Source organism: Plantibacter sp. lyk4-40-MEA-4 (assembly GCF_030209415.1).
In the GTDB taxonomy this organism is placed as follows: Bacteria; Actinomycetota; Actinomycetes; order Actinomycetales; family Microbacteriaceae; genus Plantibacter; species Plantibacter flavus_A.
This window is the reverse complement of sequence record NZ_JARVSA010000007.1, coordinates 130299-142967: the sequence shown is the minus strand read 5'-3', so window position 1 is coordinate 142967 and position 12669 is coordinate 130299. Positions and strand designations below refer to the sequence as shown.

General features: G+C 67.9%; 10 protein-coding genes. 4 read left to right on the top strand and 6 right to left on the bottom strand.

Annotated elements, in window-relative coordinates; all coding sequences use genetic code 11:
• The first annotated feature begins 27 nt into the window (after window positions 1-27).
• From QRN44_RS13950 to QRN44_RS13940, 3 genes are read left to right on the top strand one after another with little or no spacing between them, the layout of a single operon-like run.
• Window positions 28-909: a glycosyltransferase family 2 protein gene (locus tag QRN44_RS13950; RefSeq protein WP_064295203.1), complete on the top strand. Its 882-nt coding sequence runs from the start codon at window positions 28-30 to the stop codon at window positions 907-909.
• A gap of 49 nt (window positions 910-958) precedes the next feature.
• A complete protein-coding gene (locus QRN44_RS13945) occupies window positions 959-1696 on the top strand; it encodes a glycosyltransferase family 2 protein (RefSeq protein WP_064295202.1) in 738 nt (245 codons plus the stop codon).
• On the top strand, window positions 1693-2085 hold the full coding sequence (locus QRN44_RS13940; protein WP_285039421.1) for a DUF2304 domain-containing protein: 393 nt from the start codon (window positions 1693-1695) through the stop codon (window positions 2083-2085). The genes QRN44_RS13945 and QRN44_RS13940 overlap by 4 nt, the downstream gene beginning before the upstream one ends.
• Window positions 2086-2108: 23 nt before the next feature.
• On the opposite strand, the gene QRN44_RS13935 is transcribed toward QRN44_RS13940, so the two are convergent.
• The gene (locus QRN44_RS13935; RefSeq protein WP_285039420.1) at window positions 2109-3374 is read right to left on the bottom strand and encodes a hypothetical protein; all 1266 of its coding nucleotides are present in this window, start codon (window positions 3372-3374) and stop codon (window positions 2109-2111) included.
• Between the two features lie 184 nt (window positions 3375-3558).
• On the opposite strand from QRN44_RS13935, the gene QRN44_RS13930 reads away from it, so the two are divergent.
• Window positions 3559-5139, top strand: coding sequence for a DUF2142 domain-containing protein (locus QRN44_RS13930; protein WP_071262503.1), 1581 nt, complete (start codon window positions 3559-3561; stop codon window positions 5137-5139).
• 78 nt (window positions 5140-5217) lie between these two features.
• Here the strand turns inward: QRN44_RS13930 and QRN44_RS13925 are convergent, their stop codons facing one another.
• From QRN44_RS13925 to QRN44_RS13905, 5 genes are all read right to left on the bottom strand, one after another.
• Window positions 5218-7419 carry a hypothetical protein gene (locus QRN44_RS13925; RefSeq protein ID WP_064295199.1) on the bottom strand — a complete coding sequence of 734 codons (2202 nt, stop codon included), beginning with the start codon at window positions 7417-7419 and terminating at the stop codon, window positions 5218-5220.
• Window positions 7416-7892 carry a hypothetical protein gene (locus QRN44_RS13920; RefSeq protein ID WP_285039419.1) on the bottom strand — a complete coding sequence of 159 codons (477 nt, stop codon included), beginning with the start codon at window positions 7890-7892 and terminating at the stop codon, window positions 7416-7418. Before QRN44_RS13920 ends, QRN44_RS13925 begins: the two co-directional genes overlap by 4 nt.
• A gap of 91 nt (window positions 7893-7983) precedes the next feature.
• Window positions 7984-9609 (bottom strand): glycosyltransferase family 2 protein, encoded by a 1626-nt coding sequence (locus tag QRN44_RS13915; protein ID WP_064295197.1) that lies wholly within the window; start codon window positions 9607-9609, stop codon window positions 7984-7986.
• Complete coding sequence (locus QRN44_RS13910; protein ID WP_064295196.1) at window positions 9606-10037, bottom strand: hypothetical protein; 432 nt, start codon at window positions 10035-10037, stop codon at window positions 9606-9608. The genes QRN44_RS13915 and QRN44_RS13910 overlap by 4 nt, the downstream gene beginning before the upstream one ends.
• Before the next feature lie 37 nt (window positions 10038-10074).
• On the bottom strand, window positions 10075-12594 hold the full coding sequence (locus QRN44_RS13905; RefSeq protein WP_285039418.1) for a glycosyltransferase: 2520 nt from the start codon (window positions 12592-12594) through the stop codon (window positions 10075-10077).
• Between the last annotated feature and the right edge of the window lie 75 nt (window positions 12595-12669).

Sequence of the window (12669 nt, the reverse complement as noted above, 5' to 3'; positions counted from 1 at the left end):
GCTCCGGAAGCTTGCTACCGTACCGGGGTGACGCTCGACATCATGATGCCTTTCTACGGCCGCTTCGACCACTTCCGCACGGCGGTACTGAGTGTGCTCGCGCAGACCGATCCGGACTGGCGGTTGGTCGTCGTCGACGACGTGTATCCCGACACGGCGCCGGGCGAGTGGCTGCAGTCGCTCGGCGACGATCGCATCGTGTACCTCCGCAACGAACGGAACCTCGGGGTGAGCGGCAACTTCGACCGCTGCATCGAACTCGTGACGGCGGAACGGTGTGTCCTCATGGGGTGCGACGACGAGCTCCTCCCGGAGTACGTGGCGCGGATGGCGACCATCGCGGCGAGATTCCCCGACGTCGACCTCATCCAGCCCGGTGTGGAAGTGATCGACGAGGCCGGGCAGGTCGTCCGACCACTGGGCGACCGGATCAAGGCGATCCTCCGACCGGCCGCACCCGAGCCGGTCCGGCTCGCCGGCGAGCGACTCACGGCCAGCCTGCTCCGCGGCAACTGGGCGTACTTCCCGTCCGTGTGCTGGCGCGTCGATTCGGTTCGGCGCTTCGGGTTCCGGGCCGACCTCCACGTGGTCCAGGATCTCGCCCTGATGATGGAGATCTTCCGCGGCGGCGGCACGCTCGTGCTCGACGACACCACGGTCTTCCGGTATCGCCGACACGGCGGGAGTGTGTCCTCCTACACCGCCGTGGACGGCAAGCGCTTCCAACAGGAGCGCACGGTGTTCGCCGAGGAGGCCGCCCGACAGGCGGCACTCGGTTGGAACCGGGCTTCTCGAGTCGCCCGCGCGCACGTCACCTCGCGGCTGAACGCGGCCCTGCAACTCCCGAAGGCGGCGCTCGCCCGCGACACCGCGGGACTGCGCATCCTGCTCCGGCACACCTTCGTCTGATCAGCCCGTCGCACGGATCGACCAGGCTCTCCCTGAGTAGGATTGCCTCATGCCGCACCAGCTCGAACGCACGCTCATCGTCATGCCGGCGCTCAACGAGGAGGCGTCCGTCGCCGCCGTGGTGCGTGAGGTCCAGGACAAGCTGCCGGGTGTCGCGATCCTCGTCGTGAACGACGGCTCGACCGACGACACGACCGTCCAGGCGAGGTCTGCGGGCGCCGTCGTTGCCGAGCTCCCGTTCAACCTCGGGGTCGGCGGTGCGATGCGGGTCGGCTTCAAGTACGCGCTCGAGCATGGGTACCGCAACGTCGTGCAGGTCGATTCGGACGGACAGCACGACCCGGCCGGCGTGCTGCAGCTCCTCGATGAACTGGCGACCGCCGACCTCGTCCTCGGCGCACGGTTCGCGGGTGCGGGCAACTACGAGGTGCGAGGACCCCGCAAGTGGGCGATGGTCGTGCTCTCCGGCGTCCTCAGCCGGGTCGCACGGACGAAGCTCACCGACACGACGAGTGGTTTCCGCGCGACGGGACCTCGGGCGGTCCGGCTCTTCGCCGAGCACTACCCTGCCGAATACCTCGGTGACACGATCGAGTCGCTCGTGATCGCCGCGCGCGCCGGTTGCGTCATCCGCCAGGTGCCCGTGGCCATGCGGCCCCGCGCTGGCGGCACCCCGTCGCACAACCCGTTCAAAGCCGCGACCTACCTGGCGCGCGCCGGCCTCGCGCTCGTGTTCGCACTCATCCGACCGCCGGTCGCGCTCCAAGGAGAGGTGGTGACCGCATGATGCCCCTCGGCACCTACATCCTGGGCATCGTCGCCGCCCTGTTCACGCTCGGGGTCGTCATCGAGATGCTCCGACGCCGCAGGATGCGCGAGCGCCACGCCGTGTGGTGGCTGGTGGCCGGCTGCCTCGCGCTCATCATCGGTGTCTTCCCCCAGGTGCTCGCCGGTGTCGCCGTCGCGATCGGCGTGGAGATCCCGACGAACCTCGTGTTCTTCGTGAGCATCCTCGTCCTGTTCCTCGTGAGCATCCAGCACAGCTCGGAACTGACCACACTCGAGCAGCGGAGTCGGACGCTCGCCGAGGAGAGCGCTCTGCAGGACCTGCGCATCACCGAGCTTGAACGCCGACTCGCCGACGGCGCACCGGACGGGGGCAACGGCACCGCCTGACGCCGGCAGCGCCTGAGCGCCCCTCAGGAAGCGACCGGGCGTCCGCGCAGGAGTCCGACCACGTGCACGACGAGCCCGGCGACCGGTCCGACCGTGAGCGCCAGGAGCGTGCGCTCGTGGAGGCCGAGCGGAAGCAGCAGCGTTGCGACCATCGCGAGCGCGGCGACGATCCATCCCGCCGCGAAAGCGGTGTGCTGCGATCGTGAGAGTGTCGCGGACCCGGTCACGCACAGTGCGCCGACGAGCCCGGCCGTCGCGACGAGCAGCCCGATGGTCCCTCCCGCGAGGACATCGGAGCGCCCGAACACGATGGAGAGCGCCCACGGACCGAGCCACCACGCGAGCAGGCCCAGCACCCCTGCCGCCACGATGACGAGGACGACCATCCGGAGGACCCACCCGAGCACGGCGTCCGCGTGGGAACGGAACACGATGACGAGGTAACTCTGCAGCGCCAGGACGACGATGACGATGGGCGCCCGGGTCAGCGTGATGGCGTAGGTGAGCGATCCGAAGGCGTTCGGCGAGACGGTGTCGCCCGTGGCCTGGATGACGAGGGGCAGCCCACTCACCATCACGCCCGTCGCCGCGGAGGCGACCACCGTCCGCAGCACGTTCCAGCTGAGGGCCGTCGGACCGACGTCGATGCCGAACCGGCCGACCACCCCGCGACGGACGAAGGGCCACAGGATGAGCGGTGTCAGCACGAACGGCGCGGCGACACCCCAGGCGAGCAGCGTCGTGTCGTCGGTCACCAGGAGGAGGCCACCGACGATCGCGAACCGCAGGAGCCCGTCGACGATCGTCAATGCCGCAACCGAGGTCCAGAGCGAGAGGCCGTACAGGACGCCGGCCGTCGCAGCCACGATCACGTAGGCGGCGAGTCCGACGACGAGCTGCGGGACCAGTGCCCACCCCGCGTCGGGGAAGACCGCCCCGACCCACAGCCAGGCGGTCGCGGCGACGAACACGGCAGCGACCGCGGACGCGGCGAGGGCGAAGTTCCGCACGACCGGCGCGCGCGTCGACGTCTCGACCGTGACGGGATCCGGGTGCGTCGCGCGGGCCACCTCCTGCTGCACCCCGGAGAGGGCGCTGACCAGGAGGTAGAGCGCGGACCAGAAGACGGAGAACGGCGCGTACGCCGCCGTTCCGAGCGCCGCCCCGGTCACGATCTGCAACAGGTAGCCCGCGCCACCTCCGACAGCCGTAGCCACGAGGATGAGGACGGCGCCGTTGGGTCCGCGACGCGCGGCGTCGGCGGGCGTGGCGCTACCGGGAGCCGACACGCCGGTCCTCGACGGGAGGGTGCAGAACGAGAGGCACGGAGCGGGATCCTTCGCTTGGGACGGACGACATTCGATGGTACCGCCGCACCGGCCGCCGCCCAGGTCGGCGGGTAGACTGACGCAGCAGACCAGACCGAACGCGCGGCCAGATGCAGCGTGTGCTCCCTGATTGGACCAGCCGCCCATGGCCTCAGCCCCTTCCGTCCCACCGATCGACGACCGGGAACGGGGGGCACGCCAGGCTCATGGCCTCGTCCGCCGCTTCCTCATCGTGTTCGCGTTCGCGTGGATCGTCTGCACGGCGATCACGAGCGCCTGGGCGCTGACGACCCCGCTCGCGGCAGCACCCGACGAGCCGGCGCACATCGTCAAGGCCGCTTCGGTGGCTCGCGGGCAGCTCGTCGGACCCTCGACGCCGAAGGGCAACGTGGTGCAGGTGCCGTCGTACATCGCCTGGACCAACAATCAGACCTGCACCGCCTTCACCGAGACGGTCACGGCCGACTGTGTCACGCAGGTGCCGGGCGACCCGACCACCCTCGTCGACATCACCACCACGGCCGGACTCTACAACCCGCTGTACTACGTCCTCGTGGGGTGGCCGTCGCTCGTCTTCGACGACTCCACGGGCATCTTCGCCATGCGGCTCATGAGCGCACTGGTCTGCTCGTTCTTCCTCGCCGTCGGCTTCGCGCTCATCGCCACCTGGCGCCACCGTGCCCTGCCCATCATCGCCTTCCTGACCGCGGCGACACCGGTCACCCTGTTCCTGGCGGGGACGATCAACCCGAACGGCCTCGAGGTCACCGCGATGATGGCGGCCGTCGTCGGACTGCTGACGATCACGACGAGACAGTCCGCGGCCCCGCTGTGGCTCCCCTTGAGCGCTCTCGTGGTCGGCGGCGTCTTTGCAGCCAACACGCGTGGTCTGTCTCCCTTGTGGCTCGCGATGGCCATCGCGGCGGCACTCGTGCTGCTACCCGGTCGGGACCTCCTCGCGCTGTTGAAGCGCCGTTCGGTGCAGGTGACGATCGTCCTCGTCGCGCTCGGCACCGCCGCCGCCGCCGCATGGTTGCTCGGCTCGAACTCGCTCGCCATGGCGGTCGACCCCAATGCGCCGCCTCCCCCGTACCCGCACGTCGGTGACGCGCCCATCGTCGGGGTCGCGGTCATCCTCGACCTCACCTTCTACTACGGTGCGCAGATGATCGGCGAGTTCGGCTGGCTCGACACGCCCGCCCCCGACGCGGTGTTCTTCATCTGGCCGGCCGTCATCGGCCTGCTGCTCCTCGGTGCCGGTGTCCTCCTCCGCGGGCGTCGACTGGTCGTCGCCGTCCTCCTCATGGCCGCCGTCGTCTTCGTCCCCGCGCTCCTCCAGGGCGTGTGGGTGACCTCGGGTGGGATCATCTGGCAGGGCCGGTACACGTTGCCGTTGTTCGCGCTCATGCTCCTCACCATCGGCGCACTGCTCGCCGAGCACGGCTCGGCGCTCGGCCGCTCGATCCAGCGGCGACTCGTCGTGATCTTGATCGCCGCGCTCGGGTTCGCGCAGTTCCTCAGCTACATCGGGGCGCTCCGCCGCTACAGCATCGGCGACACCGGCGGGAGCTGGCTCGCGATGATCACCCGGCCGGAGTGGGCGCCGCCGGGCGGCATGACGCTCTGGCTCGCCGTCGGCGTCCTCACGATCGGAGCGGCCTGCTTCGGAGCAGCACGACTCGCCTTGCGCGCGCGGGCCGAGGACGAGCTCGTGACCGTTCGCTGACACCCCTCCCCCGCTGCGGACGACGAAGGCGCCGACACCCTGGAGAGTGTCGGCGCCTTCGTAGTCGCATCGGCGTGGTCAGTTCACGCGGACCGTGGTGCAACCGAAGAGCACGTTCTTGCCGGTGTTGAACACCGCGGTCCCGATCCCGTAGCCACAGACCTTGTAATCACCAGCGGCCGTCACCGGTATGGACTCGCTGAGCCCGTGCGCACCGCCGTAGGCGGGATAGATCCGTGCAATGTCCGAACGCACCTTGTCAGCCTGGAACGCGTACCCCTTCACCGTCCCGTCGGGCGCCGTGACATAGACGTGCATCTGGATCGGCGTCTTCGGAAGCTGTGCGTCGACCGTCCACCCGGAGACGGACAGCGAGGCGTTCCCGGCCGTCGTCGAACCGGACACCTGGGCTCCGTCGAACGACCCGACCGGGTAACTCGTCCCCACGGTCACGGTGCGGCACCCGATCGTGGAGTTCATCCCGACGCTGAGCGGCGACACCGCGATGCCGTAGGCGCACACCTGGTAGTCGCCGGGAGCCGTGACGGGGAAGGACTCGGAGAAACCATGCGGTCCGGTGGCCCCGTAGACACGGTTCACGTCATCACGCTGGCCGCCGGACCCGCGCACATAGCCGGAGCGCTTCCCGGTCGGATCGGTGATGTAGACGTGTACCGGGATCGCTGTTCCGAGTGCGCCACGATCAAGCGTCCATCCACCCACGTTGATCGACGCGCCTGTGGCTGACTGACTGACGTCGACGAGATCCAAGCTGCCGGCCGGGAAGTCCTTCACGAGGTCGACCGCCACACAGCCGAGCTCCGTGTTCACTCCGACGTTCTGCCAGAACTTGGCGATGCTGTAAGCACAGACCTCATACCGCCCGCCTGCAGACACCGGGAAGCTCTGGCTGAACCCGTGGGCAGCGCCCGCCCCAGGGTACACATTGGCGACATCGGGGCGTGATGCGGACGCCGTCATGGCGGTTCCCGGACGTTGCCCGTCGGGTTGCCTCACGTAGATGTGCACGTCGTTCGAAACCGACTTGGCGTCAGGATCCATCGCCCACCCCGCGACGTAGAGCGCCGTCGTCGAACCGCTTCCGGTAACCCGGACCGCGTCGAGTGAACCGATCGGCGCATCCTGCGGCACGCTCACCGACTTGCATCCGAGCAACCGGTTGGCGCTCAAACCGATCCCGTACACGCAAGCGGTGTAGGTCCCCCCACGGGTGACGGTGATGTTGGTGCTGTAGCCGTGGGCCTCACCGGCGCCCGGGTACGCGCGCGCGACATCCGGTCTGGACTTGTTCGCCTGCATGACCGACCCCTTGGTCGAGCCGTCAGGGTAGGTCAAGTACACATGCGCCTCGAGCGATGCGGAGGTGCGGTTGAGGTCCAGGGTCCAGCCCGACAGGGAGATGGTCGCATCATTCGCCCCGACGTTGACGCTCAACGCGTCGTAGGCGCCCGCAGGGTTCAACACCCCGTTGGTCGGTCCGAACCAGTCGGTGTAGATGCGGAAGAAGTTCCGGTTGCCGTACGCACTGCAGCCGTCGCCCGTGCCGTAGAGGTTCGCGAGCGCCGCGGCGTTCGGCTGGTACGGCGTGTAGTTGTACAACCCTGCGGTCGCGGCGTTCTCGATGAAGACGTTGCTGGACCCGCACGAGGCGGTCGGCGAGAACCGGACGGCGTTGACGCGCCCAGGAACATGGTTCCACCGGGTCGGGTTCGCCTGGTAGTTCTTGAACTGCAGTGCAGCCGCGTACACCTGGTTGAAGAACCCGTAGTAGGTCGTATCGCAGTCGGCCGTGTCCGGGCACCCGTAGCCGGTCGCGCTGCGGTACTGCCGATCGCTCGGCCAGGTGTCGGTGATGAGTCCCTGTTCCTTCTCGATGAGGACGATCATGGCCTTCTGGCTGATCCCGCAGGCCGCTCCCACCTTGGAGATGATGCTCGCCGCCGATTCCCGACCGGAACCCGCATAGGCGGCACAGCGACCGGAGACAGCGGCCCGGGAAGGAGTCGCCTGAGCGTAGTCCTTGAGGCAGGTGTAACCGGCACGACAGCTCGGCACAGCTCGATTCAGGAAGTCCTGGACCGCAGGCGCGCTCATGGCGCCGCCGTCGTAGAAGAGCTGGTCGCTGATGATCGAACCGGCTCGGAAGTCGGACCCGTTGGCGGCCTCGGCGCTCGGGGCGACGGCCGGGGCGACCGTCAACACGCCGACGAGGAGAGCGAAGACCGTCGCGATGACGATGAGTGGGCTGCGGCGCGTCATGGTACCTCCACCGTCAGCGGCTCAGAGGTGAGCGCTCCGGTCTTGTCCGATTGGTAGGAGAGGACGGCCGTCCACGTCCCGCTGGTGAAGTCGCTGATCTGGGTTTGAACGGTGCCGCACGAGGTGGTCTTCGAGTCGGCGAGTCCCTCGCTGGTGACGACCACGTCCGGGCCCGAGCCGGAGAACGTGAACGTGCAGGTCCCGCCGTTCTCGATGACGCCGGCGATGTAGCCGGATGCCGAGACCGTCGTTCCGTCGGGGTCGACACCGGCGAACACCATGACCGCGTCGAGCGGGATCGGTTCCGGATCCTCCGTCTTGAAGGTGGGTTCGACGCCTGGAAGCAGGGTCGGGCTCGGCGTCGGGCTTGCGCTCGACTCGGCCGGATCACCGCCGAAGCAGCCGGTCAGACCGACGCCGACGAGCAGAGCCGTCACCACGCAGGCCGCTGGGCGTATGCGCCACTCGGTCATCAGTCCTCCTCGGCACGCCGGATGTGCCCCTTTCAGGGTACCGGGTTCGAAACAGCTGTCGATGACCTGAATGTCGGCGCGTCGATGGTGCTCAGGCCGAATCGGGCGTCCACGAGCGCGATCGCGAACGTCGGGAAGCGTAGGGGTGGTAGGCGTCGTCCGGGTGTTCGGGAAGGTACGGGTCACGGTAGATCACGCCCCAGCGAGCACGTACCGTCCTCAGTTCCCACTCGTGCACGATCGCGATCCGGGTCTTCGACTCGTAGTGGTAGAGGTGCACCCGAGCGAGATACAGGATACGAAGTCCCAGGGAGCGCACTTTCAGGGACAGGTCGACGTCGTTGAAGTTCAACGGCAGCGACTCAGTGACGCCGCCGACGCGAGCGTAGGTGTCGCGGCGCAGCGCGGCGCATGCGGCGGTCACGCCCGAAACCTCGCGGTCGATCTTGAGAGCGGCGTGCGGCGCCGAATCACCGAAGCGGTAGGCGGTGAGCGGATGCGAGAACCCTCGATTCGCGTAACGGTGACCGGCGTGCTGGATGAGCCCGTCCTCGTACACGAGCTGCGCGCCGGTCATTCCGACGTCCGCTTGGAGCAACGGTGCGACCAGCTCGACCAGGAAGTCGTCCGAGATGACCTCGACGTCATCGTTGAGCAGGACGATCATCTCGCCGCGGCTCTCGACGAACCCGACGTTGCACTTCTCCCCGTAGTTGAACGGCCGGTCGAACGGCACCAGGGTGAGCCGATCGCCGGCGATCTCGCGCAGGAGGTCGAGGACGGTCGCCGGCGTCGTCAGGTCGTAGACCACGACGATCTCGAGATCGACGTCTCCGGCATGCTCGAGCACGGACCGGACGGCACCGATGACGAACACGCGCTCGACGTCGTCGATGACTCCCGAACTGCCGCGCGTGGGGATGATCACGCTGACCGAGGTCGCCGGGTCCAGCGCGCGGCGGACGCGAGCGGTGTTCGGCCAGTCACCACGCTCGGCGGTCGCGTCGATACCGACCCGTTGGAGATGCGCATCGACCGCACGGACACCCGCATCCCAGGTGTATGGTTTCGCCCCGCTCGACGAGGCGGTCGACTCAGGAAGGGCCCTCCAGTGGTACAGGACCTCGGGGATGTGGTGCACCACCCGTGCGCGTTCGGTGACCTTCAGCGCGAGGTCGTGGTCCTGCGATCCGTCGTAGGTGCTGTCGAATCCACCGACCGCTCGGACGAGGTCAAGACGCATGACCGACAGGTGCCCGAGGTACATGTGCGAGCGGAGCCGCTCGGGCGACCAGTCCGGCTTCTTGAAGACGTCGTAGTGGTACCCGTCGAGGTCCACCTTGTCCTCGTCGGTGTACACGTAATCGATCCGATCGTCCGCGGCGATCGCCTGCGCGACCTGCGCGAGCGCCCCGTGGCCGAGGAGGTCGTCGTGGTCGAGCAGGACCAGGAACCGCCCGGTCGCCGCGGCGACGCCGTCGTTCGATGCAGCGGAGATTCCGCCGTTCGATTCACGGGTGACGACGACGATCCGGTCGTCCTCCGCCGCGAAGCCGCGAAGTGCCTCGAGGACCCGGGGATCCGGCGAGACGTCGTCGACGAGGATGAACTCCCAGTCGCGGAACGCCTGCCGCCGGACCGATTCGACCATCTGCCGCAGCATGTCGATCGGAGGATTGTAGACCGGGGTGACGACGCTGAACAGTGGAGCGGTCACGAGCGGCGCACCACCGAGCGGATGCCGCTGATGGGCTTGATGACGGCGGAGCCCAGCTTCCAGGTGGTCGACGCCAGGATCTGGTCGACCTCGGTACGGGTCCGCTCGTCGCGCAGTTCGAGCGCGAGACGGTGGTCTCGCAGCAGCTTGTGCACCTCGTGCACGAGCCCCTCGCGTTCGTCCTCGAGCTGGTCCACCCGCGCGAAGGCGACGGCGAGCTCGGTCTCGGCGAACCGATCGACCTCAGCACGCAGGGTGTCGCGCTCCGCCGCCAGACCGACGAGGCGGTCGGCGTCGAGCAGCACGCGGTGTTGGAGCGCCTTGACCTGCGCCACGAGCTCCTCAGTGCTCCGCCCAGCGGGCTGCACCCACAGGGCGCCGTCGTCCGCGGTCCCCGCCTCGTGTTCCGTCTCGTCAACCATGTCCATGCAACCTTCCTGAGCGACGCCGTCACGACGCCGATATCTACACGTTGTCGGCGTCGCGCTTACGTTGCTGACGCGCGGCGAACCGCTCGACGACGACCTTCGGGCCGCCGTTCTTGAGGTAGTACGCCACCCGGTCGACGTCACGCCGCATGCCGGTGCGCCGCGGCGGCGTCTGCTGCTGACGCGAGGACGACAGGACGACCGGTTTCGCACCGGCCTCGGCGGGGGCCTTGTCCGCGGCGAGCCGGGGGTTCCGGACGAACTCGACGAGCGGGGCGAGCGCGCTCGACCAGACGAACCGCTCGCGGACGAGCTGCACGTTCGCCCTCGCCGCCTCGCGGGACGCATCGTCGAAGAGCACGTGCTCGATCGCGTCCATGAGCGCGCGCTGGTCGCGCTCCGGAACGGAAACGCCCAGTGTCTCCTCGCGGACGAGGTCACCGAACGAGTCGCCCTCGGTCGTCACGATCGGCAGTCCGGCCCACAGGTAGTCGAGGATGCGGGTGCGGAAGGAGAACGTGGTCTCGACGTGCTGGAAGTGGGTCGAGATCCCGAGGTCCGCCTCGAGGAGGTAGTTGTGGCGGTCGTCGTATGCGACCCACGAGTCGTTGAAGAACACGTGGGTGCCGGTCAGGCCCAGTTCGTCGCTCAACGCACGGGCCGCGACCACTGCGGGCATCTCGGGGACGGAGGGGTTCGGGTGCTTCGTACCCATGAAGAACAACCGCAGGTCCGGGTGCTGCTTGGCGAGCTCGCCGACCGCACGGATCACGATTCCCGGGTCGAACCAGTCGTAGATGCCGCCACCCCAGATGATGACCTTGTCGTCGACACCGATGCCCGGGACGACACCGCGCAATGCGGGACGGGTGTGCTCGGGACGGCCGGCCGGAATGCCGAACGGAGCGATCGCGATGAGGGTCTCGAGGTCCTCGTCGCGCGTGTAGGTGTAGGGGTTGATCCGGCCGAGCGCGGCCATCTGGCCGAGCCAGAAGTGTCGCTGGCGCTCGCTCGCGCACAGGAAGAAGTCTCCGCGGGCCAGCTGGTGGTTGAGCACGTCGGTGGCGTCGGAGACCTGGTCGCCCCAGGTGACGAGGTTGTCGCTCTTGCCCTGCTCGAGCTGTTCGAGGTGGAGCGGGTCGTACACGTCGATGACGAGCACCTTGGTCGTCGTCTCGAGCGCCGGGAACAGTGCGAGTGCGTGCCCCTGCAGGATGATGACGTCGGCCCACTTCTCGTGCGGCTTCATGCTCGCGGGCCGGTGGTGCGACACGACGTCGAGCTCGAACCGCTCGCTCTCGATCGAGACGCCGGTCATGCTCACGAGGCGCACGTCGTGCTCGTCGGCGAGCGTGTCGGCCATGTTCCAAGCACGGATCGCCGGACCGGCCATCTTGGCACCGATCGGATCGCCGGTGATGATCAGCACGCGGCGTCGAAGCGGCTCGTCGAGGACGTTCAGTGATGAGACGATCTTGTCGTACCCCTCGAGATAGCTCTCGATCGGGTAGGCGGGCTCGTCGATGTTGCCGAGCAGGAGCCGCAGCTGGCGATCGGACCGGGTACGGGTCGCCTGCACCAGCTCGCGGTCCTTCGCGAGTTCCGGGAGGTTCTCCACGACCTGGTCGATGGCGTTGACGCCGGCGAGGAGCTGCTTCGAGAGCATCGATGCCGGACTGCCGTCGTCGTCCTTCGACTTGCGCAGATCGAGCGCCGTCGTGTCGAGCTTCGCCCGACCCGTGGCGCGACGCGTCGCCAGCAGCACCGCCGCGGCGAACGAGCGGCTGAGGGCCTCGTCGTCGAGGTTCTTGTAGAGCGTGTAGAGGGCGTTGCGCTCGAGCAGGTAGGTCTCGAAGTAGTTGCCGAACTTCTCCATCGACGCGTGGTGCTTGTGGAACGCCAGCGATTTCGGCTGGAACCGGAACCGGTGGCCGAGGAGGTTCAAGCGCCAGCCGAGGTCGACGTCCTCGTAGAACATGAAGTAGCGGTCGTCGAACCCTCCGAGCTGCTCGAAGAGCTCGGCCCGGACGAACATCGCCGCGCCGGTGCCGAACAGGACGTCCTTCTCGACGCTCCACTCGGGTCGGTCGTGTTCACCGGCGTGCGGTTTGTACCCCATGCCGTACCACGTGAGCGCCGAGCCGACATAGTCGACGCGTTCACCCTCCCAGTCGAGCACCTTGCTCGCGACGGCGCCGATGTCCTTGCTCTCGGCGAAGGTGTCCATCGCCGCGTTGATCCACTGGTCGTCGGGGCGTGCATCGTTGTTGAGGAAGGCGACGAATTCACCGCTCGACTTCGAGACGCCGAGGTTGCAACCACCGGTGAAGCCGCCGTTGACCTTGGAGGGCACGATCGTCGCGAGGTCCCCCAGGGTGGCGAGCTGCTCGAGGCTGTCGTCGCCGGAGCCGTTCTCGACCACGATGATCTCGAGGCGGTCCTGCGGGAAGTCGATTTCGCGGAGCGTCCGCACGCACTGAATCGTGTCCGCGGATCCGCGGTAGTTCACCAGGATGACGGATACGACGCCCGGACGTCTCTTACGTGTGTTCTTCACTCTTGCTCCTCGACATATCCTGTCCTCGACAGACCTGCCGAGTGTATCGTTCCGCACATGAGCGGCGGTTCGAAC

What these genes read in the sequence shown, in the direction of transcription:
- QRN44_RS13945 (WP_064295202.1), top strand. Translation starts at nt 959, where the DNA reads ATGCCGCACCAGCTCGAACGCACGCTCATCGTCATGCCGGCGCTCAAC.
- QRN44_RS13940 (WP_285039421.1), top strand. Translation starts at nt 1,693, where the DNA reads ATGATGCCCCTCGGCACCTACATCCTGGGCATCGTCGCCGCCCTGTTC.
- QRN44_RS13930 (WP_071262503.1), top strand. Translation starts at nt 3,559, where the DNA reads ATGGCCTCAGCCCCTTCCGTCCCACCGATCGACGACCGGGAACGGGGG.
- QRN44_RS13925 (WP_064295199.1), bottom strand. Translation starts at nt 7,419, where the DNA reads ATGACGCGCCGCAGCCCACTCATCGTCATCGCGACGGTCTTCGCTCTC.
- QRN44_RS13920 (WP_285039419.1), bottom strand. Translation starts at nt 7,892, where the DNA reads ATGACCGAGTGGCGCATACGCCCAGCGGCCTGCGTGGTGACGGCTCTG.
- QRN44_RS13910 (WP_064295196.1), bottom strand. Translation starts at nt 10,037, where the DNA reads ATGGACATGGTTGACGAGACGGAACACGAGGCGGGGACCGCGGACGAC.